This window comes from Actinophytocola sp., from assembly GCF_036555685.1.
In the GTDB taxonomy this organism is placed as follows: Bacteria; Actinomycetota; Actinomycetes; order Mycobacteriales; family Pseudonocardiaceae; genus Actinophytocola.
This window is the reverse complement of the sequence record NZ_DATBKY010000231.1, coordinates 19,521-33,939: the sequence shown is the minus strand read 5'-3', so window position 1 is coordinate 33,939 and position 14,419 is coordinate 19,521. Positions and strand designations below refer to the sequence as shown.

The following is a 14,419-nucleotide window of genomic DNA, read 5'->3' as shown; positions in this document are numbered from 1 at the left end:
GTCGACGACGCCAAGGAGGCCGCGGACACGCAGCTGGGCAACATGACCGAGGGCACCCACGTGGAGGCGGACTGGCGCGGCAACGGCCTCGACGGGCGCTATCGGGCCGGCGTCAGCGGCGGCACGGGGATGCTCGTGTTCACGGTCAAGGACCGCCCGCTCGTCGGCTGGCTCACGAAGACGGACTTGCGGGCGTCCGACAACTTCACCCCGGACACGCTGGCCGACTTCTTCGCCGACCACGTCCAGCCCGGCACCTGATGCGCCGACTCGGGCTCGTCACGCTCGTCGTGCGCGACTACGACGAGGCGATCGCCTTCTACACCGGCGCGCTGCGCTTCGAGCTGCGCGCGGACACCTCGCTCGGGGACGGCAAGCGGTGGGTGGTCGTGGCGCCGCCGGGCGCGCCGACCGGGTTGCTGCTGGCGAAGGCGGACGGACCGGAGCAGGAGCCGCGCGTCGGCGATCAGACCGGCGGGCGGGTCGGGTTCTTCCTCGACACCGACGACTTCGCTCGCGACCACGAGCGGATGCTGGCCGCCGGCGTCCGGTTCGAGGAACCGCCACGACACGAGCCGTACGGCACGGTCGCGGTGTTCCGTGACCTCTACGGCAACCGCTGGGATCTGGTGCAGCCGCGCTAGCGGCGGTTTCGCAGCGCGCGGATGCCGAGCACGATCGTGGCCACCAGCGCGCCGATGATGCCGATCTCGAGCAGCACGGACTCCAGGCCGGACGGTTCGAGGTCGATTGCGAGGGACATGCCTGCATTGTCGGCGGTCTCGTAGGCTGGTGTCGATGCGTATCACCGTCTTTCGCAAGATGATGGCCGAGGAGTTCGGCGAGATCCGTGCGGACATGCTGGCCCGCGACCACGTGTTCAGCGCGCTGGACAACCGCACGGTGGACCAGGCCCTGGAGGCCGGAGTGCCGACCAAGGAGATCTGGCGCGCCGTGTGCGAGGCGTTCGAGGTGCCCCCGGAGCGCCGGTAACCGGCCACCGGCGTGTCGCCGCGCCTTCGAACAAGCGTTCGGCTAGCCTCTCTGTCCACAACCGGGTCAACGATCCACAGGCCGCGGCTCGCGGCCCGAAATCGTCAGACCCTCCCGATAGCGTCGTCAGCGTGAGTTTGAAACGGTCTCGACAGAATCAAGGTGGATCTCAGATGGCAGCAGCAGCTCCTGACCGCGCGAAGGCGTTGGAACTGGCCCTCGCCCAGATCGACAAGAACTTCGGCAAGGGATCGGTCATGCGCCTCGGCGACGAGGGCCGCGCACCGATCGAGGTCATCCCGACCGGCTCCATCGCGCTGGACATCGCGCTCGGCATCGGCGGTCTGCCGCGCGGTCGCGTCGTGGAGATCTACGGCCCGGAGTCGTCCGGTAAGACGACCGTCGCCCTGCACGCGGTGGCCAACGCACAGGCCGCGGGCGGCATCGCGGCGTTCATCGACGCCGAGCACGCGCTCGACCCCGAGTACGCCAAGGCCCTCGGCGTCGACACCGACGCGCTCCTGGTGTCCCAGCCCGACACCGGTGAGCAGGCGCTGGAGATCGCGGACATGCTGATCCGCTCCGGCGCGCTCGACATCCTCGTCATCGACTCGGTGGCCGCGCTCGTGCCACGCGCCGAGATCGAGGGCGAGATGGGCGACAGCCACGTCGGCCTGCAGGCCCGGCTGATGAGCCAGGCGCTGCGCAAGCTCACCGGTGCGCTGAGCACGTCCGGCACCACGGCGATCTTCATCAACCAGCTGCGGGAGAAGGTCGGCGTGATGTTCGGCTCGCCGGAGACCACCACGGGTGGCAAGGCGCTGAAGTTCTACGCCTCGGTCCGGCTCGACGTGCGCCGCATCGAGACCCTGAAGGACGGCGGCGACGCGGTCGGCAACCGCACCCGGGTCAAGGTGGTCAAGAACAAGGTGGCCCCGCCGTTCAAGCAGGCCGAGTTCGACATCCTGTACGGCAAGGGCGTCAGCCGCGAGGGCTCGCTCATCGACATGGGCGTCGAGCAGGGCATCCTGCGCAAGTCCGGTGCCTGGTACACGTACGAGGGCGACCAGCTGGGGCAGGGCAAGGAGAACGCCCGCAAGTTCCTGCGCGACAACCCGGACGTGGCGAACGAGATCGAGAAGCGGATCAAGGACAAGCTGGGCATCGGCGCCAAGCTCGACGCCGACGACACCGAGCCGGCCCCCGCCCCGGTCGACTTCTGACCACGATGGCCACCCGGCGGCAATCACGCGCCGAGTCGTCGTCCGGCCCACCCGAGGACCCCGTCCAGCAGGCGCGGGACATCTGCCTGCGCCTGCTCACGGCCCGTCCGAGGACGCGGTCGGAGCTGCGCCAGTCGTTGCTGCGCAAGGGAATCGAGGAGGACGTCGCCGACCAGGTCCTCGGCCGCCTGGACGAGGTGGGCCTGGTCGACGACGCCGCCTTCGCGGAACTGTGGGTGCGCTCGCGGCACACGTACCAGGGCCTGGGCCGCCGCGCGCTCACCACGGAGCTCCGCCGCAAGGGCGTGGCGGACGACGTGGCCGCGGAGGCAGTGGCCACTGTGGACGCCGACGCCGAGGAGGAGCGGGCCAGGCAACTGGTGCGCAAGCGGCTTCGGTCGTTGAGCGGCGCCGACGAGGCGGCACGGGTGCGGAAGCTGGTGGGGATGCTGGCGAGGAGGGGGTACTCGGAGGGGTTGTCCTTTCGGGTGGTGCGGGACGAATTGAAGGCTGCGGGGGAGGAGTCGGAGTTGCTGGACGGGCCGATTTAGGTTCTCCGTGGCGGGTGCCGTGCCGTTGTGTACCGGCCACTTTGGACCTTTCGGGCGCCGGTTGGCCACGGTGGGCTCCGGGTGCAGGTGTGTCAGGTGTCCAGCGGCCGGCGAGAACCCCTCGATCTTGGTCGGCGGTGGGCGGTGGTTCAGGCTTGCTCCACAAGCTCCACCTGACCGTGATCCACGCCGGCCGCAGCCTCACCCATGAGCCCGAGCCCGGACGACTCGACACTCGACGAGCCGAACCGACGTGCGTTTCGTCACCAGAGTGACACCATGACGAGCCCGCGAAACAGCCGTTGAAATCGCAGAGTACGGTCTTTGAGTGACCTGCGCTTCGGGCATCGATTCAGCCCCGCCGACGTGCCTCGGAACACGTTCGACGTGGGTCGGCGGCCGGCTCGATCCCACTGTGTGGTACTTCTCCACATGCCACCGACGGCCCAGTTGGCGGCACGGCGCCGTCCTGCCGGGTGTGACACGCGGAACGCCGCCACCAGCGCAGATCCCCGTTAGTCTCTGACAATCGAAGCACTTTCGTTCTGGAGTCGAGGACCACAATGAAGGCAGGCGTCGGTGCCCCAACCCGGGCGCAAATACCGGAGCGCACGTTGCGAACCGACCGCTGGTGGGCCTATCCACTGAGCACGGGCGCCATCCTCGCGTTCTTCATCGTTTACGCGACGGCCCGCATCTTCATGAACAACTACTACTGGGCACCCGAGGAGCACTACCTCACGCCGGTGTACTCGCCGTGCCTGAGCGCCTCGTGCGTGCCCGGCTCCAGCCACTTCGGCACGCCGTTGCCCGAGGTGCCGCCGTTCCTGCCGATGGCGGTCGTCACGTTCGTGATCCTCGCCGGCTTCCGTGGCACCTGCTACTACTACCGCAAGGCTGGCTACCGCTCGTTCTTCCTCGCGCCGGCCGCCTGTGCGGTGCCCGAGCCGCACAGGAAGTACACGGGTGAGAGCCGCTTCCCGCTCATCCTTCTCAACGCCCACCGCTACTTCTTCTACGGCGCCTTCATCTTCGGTCTGATCAACGTCTACGACGCGGTACTCGCCTTCCACGGCAAGGACGGCGGCATCGGGATGGGACTGGGCACCGTCATCATCCTGATCAACCTCGTGATGCTCTGGGGCTACACGCTGTCCTGCCACGCATGCCGGCACGTCGTCGGCGGGCGGCTCAAGCACTTCTCCAAGCACCCGTTGCGGTACCGCTACTGGACATTCGTCTCCAGGCTGAACGCCCGGCACGGACAGTTCGCCATGATCTCGCTGTTCACGGTGATCTTCACCGACGCCTACATCATGGCCGTCTCCGCCGGCTGGATCACCGATCTGCGGATCTTCAACTAAAGAAGGACTCATGGTTCAGGTTCAGGTCGAACGGTTCTCCTACGACGTCGTCGTCATCGGCGCCGGCGGCGCCGGGCTGCGGGCCGCCATCGAGGCCCGTCAGCAGGGCAAGAAGACCGCGATCATCAGCAAGTCGTTGTTCGGCAAGGCGCACACGGTGATGGCCGAGGGTGGCTGCGCCGCGTCGATGGGCAACGTCAACCCGAAAGACAACTGGCAGGTCCACTTCCGCGACACGATGCGCGGGGGGAAGTTCCTCAACAACTGGCGCATGGCCGAGCTGCACGCCAAGGAGGCCCCCGAGCGCGTCTGGGAGCTCGAGACCTACGGTGCGTTGTTCGACCGCACCAAGGACGGCAAGATCAGCCAGCGCAACTTCGGCGGCCACACCTACCCCCGCCTCGCGCACGTCGGTGACCGCACCGGCCTCGAGATGATCCGCACCATGCAGCAGAAGATCGTCTCGCTGCAGCAGGAGGACAAGCGCGAGCACGGCGACTACGAGGCCATGCTGAAGGTCTTCGCCGAGTGCACGATCACCGAGCTGGTCAAGGACGGCGACCGCATCGCCGGCGCGTTCGGCTACTGGCGCGACACCGGCCGCTTCGTGCTCTTCGAGGCGCCCGCGATCATCCTCGCGACCGGCGGCATCGGCAAGTCGTTCAAGGTCACCTCGAACTCCTGGGAGTACACAGGGGACGGTCACGCGCTCGCGCTGCGGGCCGGCGCCACCCTGATCAACATGGAGTTCGTTCAGTTCCACCCGACCGGCATGGTCTGGCCACCCAGCGTGAAGGGCATCCTGGTCACCGAGGGCGTGCGCGGCGACGGCGGGGTGCTCAAGAACTCCACGGGCGACCGCTTCATGTTCGGCTACATCCCCGAGGTGTTCAAGGGCCAGTACGCCGAGACCGAGCAGGAAGCCGACGGCTGGTACAACGACCAGGACAACAACCGCCGGACCCCGGACCTGCTGCCTCGTGACGAGGTCGCCCGGGCCATCAACTCCGAGGTGAAGGCCGGCCGCGGCTCACCGCACGGTGGCGTGTTCCTCGACATCGCGAGCCGGCTCTCCGCCGAGGAGATCCGCCGCCGGCTGCCGTCGATGTACCACCAGTTCAAGGAACTGGCCGATGTGGACATCACCAGCCAGCCCATGGAGGTCGGCCCGACCTGTCACTACGTGATGGGTGGTGTCGAGGTCGACCCGGACACCGCGTCGTCGGTCGTGCCCGGCCTGTTCGCCGCCGGCGAGGTGGCCGGCGGCATGCACGGCTCGAACCGGCTGGGCGGCAACTCGCTGTCCGACCTGATCGTGTTCGGCCGCCGCGCCGGCGTGGGCGCCTCGGCCTACGTCGACACGCTCGACCGGCGCCCGGCCATCGCCCAGTCCGATGTGGACGCCGCGGCCAACCGCGCGGTCGCGCCGTTCGACTGGCCGGCCGGCGGGCAGGCGGAGAACCCGTACACGATCCACTCCGAGCTGCAGCAGTCGATGAACGACCTCGTCGGCATCATCCGCAAGGAAGACGAGATCCAGCTCGCGCTGAAGAAGCTCCAGGAGCTCAAGGAGCGGGCCCGCAACATCGCCGTCGAAGGCCGCCGCGAGTTCAACCCCGGCTGGCACCTCTCGCTCGACCTGCGGAACATGCTGCTGGTCAGCGAGTGCGTCGCGCGCGCCGCGCTGCTGCGGACCGAGAGCCGCGGCGGCCACACCCGCGACGACTACCCGGGCATGGACGCACAGTGGCGCAACAAGCTGCTGGTCTGCTCGTCCACTCCGGACGGCAAGGACGCGACGGTGACGCCGAAGCCCCAGGAGCCGATGCGGCCGGACCTGCTCGAGCTGTTCGAGCTCTCCGAGCTGGAGAAGTACTTCACCGACGACGAGCTCGCCGCGTACACGGAGAGGACGGGCAAGTGACCTACAAGGCCAACTTCAAGGTCTGGCGCGGTGACGACGACTCCGGCGGCCTGCAGGACTACGTCGTCGAGGTGAACGAGGGCGAGGTCGTCCTCGACATCATCCACCGCCTCCAGGCCACGCAGGCGCCCGACCTGGCCGTGCGCTGGAACTGCAAGGCCGGCAAGTGCGGCTCGTGCTCCGCGGAGATCAACGGCAAGCCGCGCCTGATGTGCATGACGCGGATGTCGGTGTTCAGCGAGGACGAGACGATCACCGTCACCCCGCTGCGCACGTTCCCGATCGTGCGCGACCTGGTGACCGACGTGTCCTACAACTACCAGAAGGCACGCGAGGTGCCGTCGTTCCGGCCGCCGGAGGGCGTCGGCCTCGGCGAGTACCGGATGATGCAGCAGGACGTCGAGCGCTCGCAGGAGTTCCGCAAGTGCATCGAGTGCTTCCTGTGCCAGAACACCTGCCACGTGATCCGTGACCACGAGGACAACAAGGAGAGCTTCTCCGGTCCGCGCTACCTGATGCGGGTCGCCGAGCTGGAGATGCATCCCCTCGACACCGAGGACCGGGTCCCGGCCGCGCAGGAGGAGCACGGCCTCGGCTTCTGCAACATCACCAAGTGCTGCACCGAGGTCTGCCCCGAGCACATCAAGATCACCGACAACGCGCTGATCCCGATGAAGGAACGCGTCGCCGACCGCAAGTACGACCCGATCGTGTGGCTCGGCAGCCAGCTGTTCCGCCGCGGCAGCAAGAAGCACTGAGGACACGAAGAAGGGGCGCCTCCCGGGCGGGGGCGCCCCTTCTTCGCGCGTACTAGACGGCCCCGCCGCCCGCTTCGGCGACACCCACGGCGGGAACCTGCTCGTCCATGGCCCCGCCACCGACCACCGCGCCGGTGCCCTTCTTGCGCTGGCGCAGCCAGCGCTCCAGCCAGCCGGCGAACCAGGTCAGCAGCGAGTTGAGAACGATGTAGATGACGGCGACGACGGTCAGCGTGGCGATGATGTTCCCGCCGTAGAACGCCGCGGCCGGCCGCACCTGGGCCATCAGCTCGGAGAAGTTCAGCAGCGCCCCACCGAGCGCGGTGTCCTTCACGATCACGACGAGCTGGCTGACGAGTGCGGGCAGCATGGCGGTGACCGCCTGCGGCAGCAGGATGCTGGTCATCACCTGGCCCTTGCGCATGCCCACCGCGAGCGCCGCTTCCGTCTGCCCCTTGGGCAGCGACAGGATGCCGGCGCGCACGACCTCCGCGATCACCGCCGAGTTGTAGATGACCAGGCCGGTGCACACCGCGTACAGCGGCCGGATGTCCCGGCCGAAGTCGGTGAACTGCGAGTAGAACGTGAACGCGAAGAACATGAGGATCAGCACCGGGATGGCGCGGAAGAACTCCACGAGCACGCTCGCGGGCACCCGGATCCAGGAGTGGTCCGACAGCCGGGCGATGCCGAAGATCGCGCCGATCGGCAGCGCCATCAGGATCGACAGGGCCGCCGCGAGGAGCGTGTTCTGCAGGCCCGGCAGCAGGTAGGTGGTCCAGGCGTCGGTGCCGGCGAGGTAGGGGCTCCACTTGTCCCAGTCGAGCTGGTTCTTCTCGTTCATGGCGGCCAGCCCGAGATACGCGAGCACGCCGAGCACGACGACGAAGAGGACCGCGTAGAGGACGTTGCGCTGCTTGGCGCGCGGTCCCGGCGCGTCGTAGAGAACCGAGGACGCGCTCATCGCTTCACCGTCGCCTTCTTCGCCACCCAGCCGAGCAGCAGCCCGATCGGCAGGGTCAGGATCACGAAGCCGAGCGCGAACATCGCGGTGACGAGGAAGAGGGCGTCGCTCTCGTTCTCGATCATTTCCTTCATCAGGAGCGCGGCCTCGCCGACCCCGATCGCGGCGGCCACGGTGGTGTTCTTGGTAAGCGCGATCAGCACGCTCGCGAGCGGCGCCACGACCGAGCGGAACGCCTGCGGCAGCACGATGATGCGCAGCACCTGCGTGAAGCTCAGGCCGAGCGCGCGGGCCGCCTCCGCCTGGCCGACCGGCACGGTGTTGATGCCGGCCCGCAGGGACTCACAGACGAACGTCGAGGTGTAGGCGATGAAGCCGAGCACCGCCAGCCGGAAGCCGATGTCCTTGAAGTTGTCCGCGCCGAGCGTCATCTGGAACGTCTGGCTCAGCACGAGCGAGGTGGCGACGATGATCACGGTCAGCGGTGTGTTGCGGACGAGGTTGATGTACGCCGTGCCGAACGCCCGCATCACCGGGACGGGGCTGACCCGCATCGCCGCCAGGATCGTGCCCCAGATCAGCGAGCCGATGGCCGAGTAGACCGTCAGCTGCACGTTCACCCAGAACGCACCCAGCACGTCGTAGTCGCTGAGGAAGTCGAACACGGCCGATCGCACCCTCGCCATGTTGTGGGCGGTGGCGCGCCGCCGCGCGACGCGCCACCGCGATAACGGGACTGGGAACTGCTACTTCTCGGTGATCTCCGGCGGCTCCGGGATGTTGTAGTCGGCCGGGCCGAGGTGCTTTTCGAGGGAGGACTTCCAGGCGCCGTCGTCCTCCATCTTCTTGATGGCGGCGTTGATCTTGTCGCGCATGTCGGTGTCGCCCTTCTTCAGGCCGACGCCGTAGTTCTCGTCGCTGAAGCCCTTGCCGACGAGCTTGAACTTGCCCTCGTTGGCGGCCGCGAGGCCGGCGAGGATCGTGTCGTCGGTGGTGATGGCGTCGACCGCGCCGCTCTCGAGGCCGGTGAGGCACTCCGAGTAGCCGCCGTACTCCTGCAGGTCCACCTTGTCGGCGAACTCGTCCTTCACTTTCTGCGCGGAGGTCGAGCCGGTGACCGAGCAGAGCTTCTTGCCGTTGAGCGTCTCCGGCCCGGTGATCGAGCTGTCGTCCGCGCGCACCAGCAGGTCCTGGTGGGCGATGAAGTACGGGCCGGCGAAGTCGACCTCGGCCTTGCGCTTGTCGGTGATCGAGTAGGTGGCGACGATGAAGTCGACGTCACCGTTCTTGATCAGCGTCTCACGGTCGGCGGACTTGGCCTCCACGAACTCGATGTTGTCCGCGTCGACGCCGAGCTCCTTGGCGATGTAGGTCGCCACGTCCACGTCGAAGCCCTCGTAGCCGTCCGGCGTCTTCTGGCCGAGACCCGGCTGGTCGAACTTGATGCCGATCGTCAGCGAGTCACCCCCGCCGCTGTCACCGCCACCGCCGCCGCTGTCCTGGTTGCCGCTGCCGCACGCCGCGAGCGCGAGGCCCATCGCCGTGGCAACGGCACCCGCGCGCAGTACTCGGCTGAACCGCATTTCGTTCCTTCCGATCTGTCCACCCACGACACGTCCGCGGCGCGGGGCCCCGACCTGGTGTGTACTCAGTGAGTCAGGATCTTGCTGAGGAAGTCCTTGGCCCGCGCGGACTTCGGCGCGGAGAAGAACTCGTTCGGCGTGGCGTCCTCGACGATCTCCCCGTCGGACATGAACATCACGCGGTGCGCGGCGTTGCGGGCGAAGCCCATCTCGTGGGTCACCACGACCATGGTCATGCCCTCCTCCGCGAGCGTCGTCATGACGTCGAGCACCTCGTTGATCATCTCGGGGTCGAGCGCCGAGGTGGGCTCGTCGAACAGCATGACCTTCGGCTTCATGGCCAGCGCGCGGGCGATCGCCGCGCGCTGCTGCTGGCCGCCGGAGAGCTGGGCCGGGTACTTCTCCGCCTGGTTAGCGATGCCGACGCGCTCGAGCAGCTCCATCGCGTTGCGCCGCGCGTCGGACTTCGCGGACTTGCGCACCTTCACCGGCGCCAGCATCACGTTGTCGACGATGGACTTGTGCGCGAACAGGTTGAACGACTGGAACACCATGCCCACGTCGGCGCGCAGGTTCGCGAGCTCGCGGCCCTCCGCGGGCAGGGGCTTGCCGTCGACCTCGATCGTTCCGGAGTTGATCGGCTCCAACCGGTTGATGGCCCGGCAGAGAGTGGACTTGCCCGAGCCGGACGGCCCGAGCACGACGACGACCTGCCCGCGCGGCACCTCGATGCTGATGTTCTTGAGCACGTGCAGGGGCCCGAAGAACTTGTCCACCTCCACCATCCGGATCATCGGCGGTGCGGTGTTCTCCTCGGTCATCCATCCTCCACGCACGCGTGCTCTACTGCGGGTTCGTGACTCTAGCGGCCGGTTATTGCGCGAAACTTACCGCTACTTCGCGTCCGTTTCATGCCGGTTGGACCACCCCAAGGTCTCAACTCGGTCACGCGTAGGCTCGTGGGTTGAGATGAGCACACGCACCTACCAGGTTCGCACGTTCGGTTGCCAGATGAACGTGCACGACTCCGAGCGGCTGGCCGGCCTGCTGGAGGACGCGGGCTACGTGCCGGCCGACGATGGCGGCGTGCCCGACGTCGTCGTGCTCAACACGTGCGCGGTCCGGGAGAACGCCGACAACAAGCTGTACGGCAACCTCGGCCACCTGCGGCCGACGAAGCTCGCCAACCCCGGCATGCAGATCGCGGTCGGCGGCTGCCTCGCGCAGAAGGACCGCGGCGACATCGTCAAGAAGGCGCCCTGGGTCGACGTCGTGTTCGGCACGCACAACATCGGCTCGCTGCCGGTGCTGCTCGACCGCGCGCGGCACAACGAGCGGGCACAGGTGGAGATCCTCGAGTCACTCGACGTGTTCCCCTCGACGCTGCCCGCACGGCGCGACTCGGCGCACTCCGGCTGGGTGTCGATCTCGGTGGGCTGCAACAACACCTGCACCTTCTGCATCGTCCCGTCGCTGCGCGGCAAGGAGAAGGACCGCCGGCCCGGCGAGGTGCTCGCGGAGGTTCAGGCGCTGGTCGCGGAGGGCGTGCTCGAGGTGACGCTGCTCGGCCAGAACGTGAACTCCTACGGCGTCGAGTTCGGCGACCGGCTGGCGTTCGGCAAGCTGCTGCGCGCGTGCGGCGACATCGACGGCCTGGAGCGGGTCCGCTTCACCTCGCCGCATCCCAAGGACTTCACCGACGACGTGATCGCGGCGATGGCCGAGACCCCGAACGTGTGCCACTCGCTGCACATGCCGCTGCAGTCCGGATCGGACCGGGTGCTCAAGGCGATGCGCCGCTCCTACCGGTCCGCGCGGTACCTGTCGATCATCGACAAGGTCCGCGCTGCGATGCCGGACGCGGCGATCACCACCGACATCATCGTCGGCTTTCCCGGCGAGACCGAGGAGGACTTCCGGCAGACCCTCGACGTCGTGCGCGCGTCCCGCTTCTCGAGCGCGTTCACGTTCCAGTACTCCAAGCGCCCCGGCACGCCGGCCGCGTCGCTGCCCGACCAGCTGCCCAAGCAGGTCGTGCAGGAGCGGTTCGACCGGCTGATCGCGGTGCAGGAGGCGGTCTCCTGGGCGCAGAACAAGGAGCTGGTCGGCGCGACCGTCGAGGTGCTGGTGTCGACCGGGGAGGGCCGCAAGGACGCCGACACCGCGCGGATGTCGGGCCGCGGCCGCGACGGCCGGCTCGTGCACTTCACCCCCGGGTCCGCGGACGTGCGGCCGGGTGACGTCGTGCACGCGACGGTCACCTACGCGGCGCCGCACCACCTCGTCGCGGACGGGCCGCTGGTGTCGCACCGGCGGACCCGCGCGGGAGACAACTTCGCGGCGGGCGTGCGGCCGAAGACCTCCGGCGTCGGGCTCGGCCTGCCGTCGTTCGGGCCGCCCGCGCCGAGCCCGGAACCGGTGGGCGGATGCGCGATCCGATGACTGCATCGAGTGGCGGGGAACCGGGATCCGCCGACGAGCGCGACATCGCCGGCCTGCGGGACCAGATCGACCGGGTCGAGCGGGACGCTCGCCGGCGCGCCGCCCGGTCGGTCGACCTCGGCGGCCGGGCCGTGGTCATCGCGGTCGCGGTGTTCGTGCTGATCATCGGGCAGATCCTGCCGTGGATGGCCGGCGCGAACGGCCTGGACGTGCTGCTGGGCACCGGCTCCGGCGACGCGGTGGGCAAGGCGAGCATGGTGCCGCGGTTGTTCGCGTTGACGTCGGCCCTGTTCGGCGTGGTCGCCTCGGCGCTCGCGTTGACGACCCGGCTGTGGGCGTTCACCTGGGTGTGCGCCCTCGGCGGCTGGTTCGCGTCGGTCGACGGCGTGCTGGCGATCTGGTCACGCCAGTCCTCGCACGGTGACCTGGGCATCGGCCTGGTGATCGCGTGGGTGGCGATGGTCGTGATCGCGATCCAGTGGTTCCGCACGGCCTGGTCCCGCCCCGACCGCGACGATCCGGTCGGACGGGAGTGACCGTTGCGGCCCACCGGGCTGCTGATCCACTTCTTCGCTCGCGCCGAGCTGGCGGAGCTGTTCGCGCCGGATTTTGTGCCCGTCCTGGGCTTGCGCCTGGACCGGACGCGACGCACTCCGCCCGAGCCGGGGCAGTGGAGCCAGTGGGAGGGGATCTGGCGCCGAGCGTCCTGAACACGAACGGCGCCGCCACCCGCGGGTGACGGCGCCGCCGGGGTACTGGCTCAGCGGCTGGCGACCGCGTTCTCCGCCGCGGCGAGCCACTCCCGCCACTGCGCGGCCTGGGCTTCGGCCTGCTCGGCGCGCCGCTTGTCGCCCGCCGCGCGGGCCTTCGCGGCCTGGGCCTCGAACTGCTCCACCCGCTCGCGGAACTGCGCCGCCCGCGCCTCGGCCTCCGGGTCGGTCCGGCGCCACTGCGCGTCGGCCGCGTTGCGGACCTTGTCCTCGACCGCCCGCAGCTTGCCCTCCAGCTCGCGGATCCGCTCGCGCGGCACCTTGCCGACCTCGTCCCACTTCTCCTGGATGCGGTGCAGGTGCGCGCGGGCCGCGTCGAGGTCGGCGGCCGGGTTGATCTTCTCCGCCTCCGCGATCAGGGCCTCCTTGCGCTTCGCGTTCTCGACGAGCTCCGCGTCCCGCTCGCTGAACACCGCCGAGCGCCTGCTGAAGAACCTGTCCTGTGCCGCGCGGAACTGCTGCCACAGCGAGTCGTCGGCCTCCTTCGGCGCGCGGCCCGCGGCCTTCCACTCGGTCATCAGCTCGCGGTAGCGCGCCGCGGTCGGTCCCCAGTCCTCGGACTCGGAGATCTCCTCGGCGAGCTTGACCAGCTCCTGCTTGCGCTCCTTGGCCGCCGCGCGCTGCCGGTCGAGGTCGGCGAAGTGCGAGCCACGCCTGCGGTTGAACGTGTCGCGCGCCTTCGAGAAGCGCTTCCACAGCTGGTCGTCGGTCTTGCGGTCGACTCCCTTGATCGTCTTCCACTCGTCGAGAATGCCCCGCAGCCGGTCGCCCGCGACCTTCCACTGGGTGGAGGACTCGGCGATCTTCTCGACCTCCGCGACGAGTTCCTGCTTGCGGGCCAGCGCCTGGCCGCGGGCCTCGTCCCGGGCGTGCTTGACCGACTCGACGGCGTGCTGCGCCTTCTCGAGCACGTGGTCGATCCGCGCGGCCAGCGCGGCGAGGTCGCCGACCAGCGCCGCGTCGGTCAGGCTGTCCTTGATGTGCTTGGCGCTGGTCAGCGTGTGCTTCGGGTCGCCGGACCCGGCCGTCAGCCGCGCGACCAGCAGCTCCACCTCGGTGCGCACGTCGTCGAACCGGCGGGCGAAGTGTGCGAGGCCCTCGGCGGGCTCGCCCGCCTGCCACGACCCGACCGCGCGCTCGCCGTCGGCCGTCTTCACGTAGACGGTGCCGTCGGTGTCGACGCGACCCCACTTGCCGGGGTTCGCCGACGCCTCGGGCACCGGCGCGGCCGCGACCGGTGCGGCGGGCACCGCGGTCGCGGGCTGGGTGTGTGGCATGGCCGCGGTCGGTGGCGGCACCGGCTCGTGGTGCTCTTCCGCAGGCGCCTCGGCCGCTGGAGCGTCGGCCGCTGGAGCGTCGGCCGCTGGAGCGTCGGCTGCTGGAGCGTCGGCTGCCGGAGCGTCGGCTGCCGGAGCGTCGGCTGCTGGAGCGTCGGCTGCTGGAGCGTCGGCTGCCGGGGTCTCGGCCGCCGGAGTCTCGGACTCGGCCGGCTGCGCGGCTCGCTCGGTCGCCTCGCTCTGCGGGGCGGCCTCGGCCGGCGCTTCGGCAGCCGGTGCGTCGGGAGCCGGTGCGTCGGGAGCCGGTGCATCGGAAATTGGTGCGTCGGGAGCGCTCGGGGCCGCCGAAGCCTCGGCCGCCGGGTCGGCCACCGGCACGTCGGAGTCGGCGGCGGGTGCCTCGGCCGGAGCGGCAGCGGTATCGGGCTCGGTGGGTTCGGCGGTCGCCGTGGCCGCAGCGGGCTCTGCGCTCGCCCCTGCCGCGGTGGCATCCGAGATCTCGACCTGGGTCGCGCTGATGTCCTGGCTCGTGTCCCTGTCCGTCATGGCCGGCTCCTCCCGCCTGCGTTG

General features: G+C 69.2%; 15 protein-coding genes and 1 pseudogene. 10 read left to right on the top strand and 6 right to left on the bottom strand.

All coding sequences use genetic code 11. From position 1 onward, the window contains the following. Positions 1-261: pseudogene (locus VH969_RS22180) on the top strand (Hsp70 family protein); the annotation flags it as partial. Beyond that, positions 261-644 (top strand): VOC family protein, encoded by a 384-nt coding sequence (locus tag VH969_RS22175; RefSeq protein WP_331977248.1) that lies wholly within the window; start codon positions 261-263, stop codon positions 642-644. The pseudogene VH969_RS22180 and the gene VH969_RS22175, both read left to right, overlap by 1 nt. Here the strand turns inward: VH969_RS22175 and VH969_RS22170 are convergent. Continuing rightward, positions 641-763 carry a hypothetical protein gene (locus VH969_RS22170; protein ID WP_331977246.1) on the bottom strand — a complete coding sequence of 41 codons (123 nt, stop codon included), beginning with the start codon at positions 761-763 and terminating at the stop codon, positions 641-643. The two genes, VH969_RS22175 and VH969_RS22170, sit on opposite strands and share 4 nt — an antisense overlap. A 35-nt stretch (positions 764-798) precedes the next feature. Here VH969_RS22170 and VH969_RS22165 point away from each other — a divergent pair, with 35 nt between their 5' ends. The 6 genes from VH969_RS22165 (at position 799) to VH969_RS22140 (ending at position 6,813) form a co-directional block, all read left to right on the top strand. Next, positions 799-993, top strand: a complete 195-nt coding sequence (locus VH969_RS22165) for a DUF3046 domain-containing protein (RefSeq protein ID WP_331977244.1) — start codon at positions 799-801, stop codon at positions 991-993. Between the two features lie 173 nt (positions 994-1,166). Beyond that, entirely contained in the window at positions 1,167-2,216 is a 1,050-nt protein-coding gene (gene recA, locus VH969_RS22160) for a recombinase RecA (protein WP_331977242.1), read from the top strand. A gap of 5 nt (positions 2,217-2,221) precedes the next feature. Further along, positions 2,222-2,767, top strand: a complete 546-nt coding sequence (recX, locus tag VH969_RS22155; protein ID WP_331977240.1) for a recombination regulator RecX — start codon at positions 2,222-2,224, stop codon at positions 2,765-2,767. Between the two features lie 563 nt (positions 2,768-3,330). Next, positions 3,331-4,131, top strand: coding sequence for a succinate dehydrogenase subunit SdhC (gene sdhC / locus VH969_RS22150; RefSeq protein WP_331977238.1), 801 nt, complete (start codon positions 3,331-3,333; stop codon positions 4,129-4,131). 10 nt (positions 4,132-4,141) lie between these two features. Further along, positions 4,142-6,055, top strand: a complete 1,914-nt coding sequence (locus tag VH969_RS22145; protein WP_331977236.1) for a fumarate reductase/succinate dehydrogenase flavoprotein subunit — start codon at positions 4,142-4,144, stop codon at positions 6,053-6,055. Next, complete coding sequence (locus VH969_RS22140) at positions 6,052-6,813, top strand: succinate dehydrogenase/fumarate reductase iron-sulfur subunit (protein ID WP_331977234.1); 762 nt, start codon at positions 6,052-6,054, stop codon at positions 6,811-6,813. Before VH969_RS22145 ends, VH969_RS22140 begins: the two co-directional genes overlap by 4 nt. Positions 6,814-6,865: 52 nt before the next feature. On the opposite strand, the gene VH969_RS22135 is transcribed toward VH969_RS22140, so the two are convergent. The 4 genes from VH969_RS22135 to VH969_RS22120 all read right to left on the bottom strand — a co-directional run bounded on the left by VH969_RS22135 (position 6,866) and on the right by VH969_RS22120 (position 10,154). After that, a complete protein-coding gene (locus VH969_RS22135) occupies positions 6,866-7,777 on the bottom strand; it encodes an amino acid ABC transporter permease (RefSeq protein WP_331977232.1) in 912 nt (303 codons plus the stop codon). Further along, on the bottom strand, positions 7,774-8,454 hold the full coding sequence (locus VH969_RS22130) for an amino acid ABC transporter permease (protein ID WP_331977230.1): 681 nt from the start codon (positions 8,452-8,454) through the stop codon (positions 7,774-7,776). Before VH969_RS22130 ends, VH969_RS22135 begins: the two co-directional genes overlap by 4 nt. A gap of 69 nt (positions 8,455-8,523) precedes the next feature. Continuing rightward, on the bottom strand, positions 8,524-9,360 hold the full coding sequence (locus VH969_RS22125; protein WP_331977228.1) for a glutamate ABC transporter substrate-binding protein: 837 nt from the start codon (positions 9,358-9,360) through the stop codon (positions 8,524-8,526). Between the two features lie 65 nt (positions 9,361-9,425). Continuing rightward, positions 9,426-10,154 carry an amino acid ABC transporter ATP-binding protein gene (locus VH969_RS22120; protein WP_331977256.1) on the bottom strand — a complete coding sequence of 243 codons (729 nt, stop codon included), beginning with the start codon at positions 10,152-10,154 and terminating at the stop codon, positions 9,426-9,428. 175 nt (positions 10,155-10,329) lie between these two features. Between VH969_RS22120 and miaB the strand changes: the two genes are divergently transcribed. Further along, positions 10,330-11,802, top strand: a complete 1,473-nt coding sequence (miaB, locus tag VH969_RS22115) for a tRNA (N6-isopentenyl adenosine(37)-C2)-methylthiotransferase MiaB (protein WP_331977226.1) — start codon at positions 10,330-10,332, stop codon at positions 11,800-11,802. Then, positions 11,799-12,338 (top strand): Rv2732c family membrane protein, encoded by a 540-nt coding sequence (locus VH969_RS22110; protein WP_331977224.1) that lies wholly within the window; start codon positions 11,799-11,801, stop codon positions 12,336-12,338. The genes miaB and VH969_RS22110 overlap by 4 nt, the downstream gene beginning before the upstream one ends. A 224-nt stretch (positions 12,339-12,562) precedes the next feature. On the opposite strand, the gene VH969_RS22105 is transcribed toward VH969_RS22110, so the two are convergent. Then, positions 12,563-13,849: a DUF349 domain-containing protein gene (locus tag VH969_RS22105; RefSeq protein WP_331977254.1), complete on the bottom strand. Its 1,287-nt coding sequence runs from the start codon at positions 13,847-13,849 to the stop codon at positions 12,563-12,565. Between the last annotated feature and the right edge of the window lie 570 nt (positions 13,850-14,419).

Bases quoted from the DNA above. Each gene is read 5' to 3' on its own strand.
- VH969_RS22145 (WP_331977236.1), top strand. From the start codon at position 4,142: ATGGTTCAGGTTCAGGTCGAACGGTTCTCCTACGACGTCGTCGTCATC.
- recA (WP_331977242.1), top strand. From the start codon at position 1,167: ATGGCAGCAGCAGCTCCTGACCGCGCGAAGGCGTTGGAACTGGCCCTC.
- sdhC (WP_331977238.1), top strand. From the start codon at position 3,331: ATGAAGGCAGGCGTCGGTGCCCCAACCCGGGCGCAAATACCGGAGCGC.
- VH969_RS22175 (WP_331977248.1), top strand. From the start codon at position 261: ATGCGCCGACTCGGGCTCGTCACGCTCGTCGTGCGCGACTACGACGAG.
- VH969_RS22110 (WP_331977224.1), top strand. From the start codon at position 11,799: ATGACTGCATCGAGTGGCGGGGAACCGGGATCCGCCGACGAGCGCGAC.
- recX (WP_331977240.1), top strand. From the start codon at position 2,222: ATGGCCACCCGGCGGCAATCACGCGCCGAGTCGTCGTCCGGCCCACCC.
- VH969_RS22135 (WP_331977232.1), bottom strand. From the start codon at position 7,777: ATGAGCGCGTCCTCGGTTCTCTACGACGCGCCGGGACCGCGCGCCAAG.
- miaB (WP_331977226.1), top strand. From the start codon at position 10,330: ATGAGCACACGCACCTACCAGGTTCGCACGTTCGGTTGCCAGATGAAC.
- VH969_RS22125 (WP_331977228.1), bottom strand. From the start codon at position 9,360: ATGCGGTTCAGCCGAGTACTGCGCGCGGGTGCCGTTGCCACGGCGATG.
- VH969_RS22105 (WP_331977254.1), bottom strand. From the start codon at position 13,849: ATGCCACACACCCAGCCCGCGACCGCGGTGCCCGCCGCACCGGTCGCG.
- VH969_RS22165 (WP_331977244.1), top strand. From the start codon at position 799: ATGCGTATCACCGTCTTTCGCAAGATGATGGCCGAGGAGTTCGGCGAG.
- VH969_RS22120 (WP_331977256.1), bottom strand. From the start codon at position 10,154: ATGATCCGGATGGTGGAGGTGGACAAGTTCTTCGGGCCCCTGCACGTG.
- VH969_RS22170 (WP_331977246.1), bottom strand. From the start codon at position 763: ATGTCCCTCGCAATCGACCTCGAACCGTCCGGCCTGGAGTCCGTGCTG.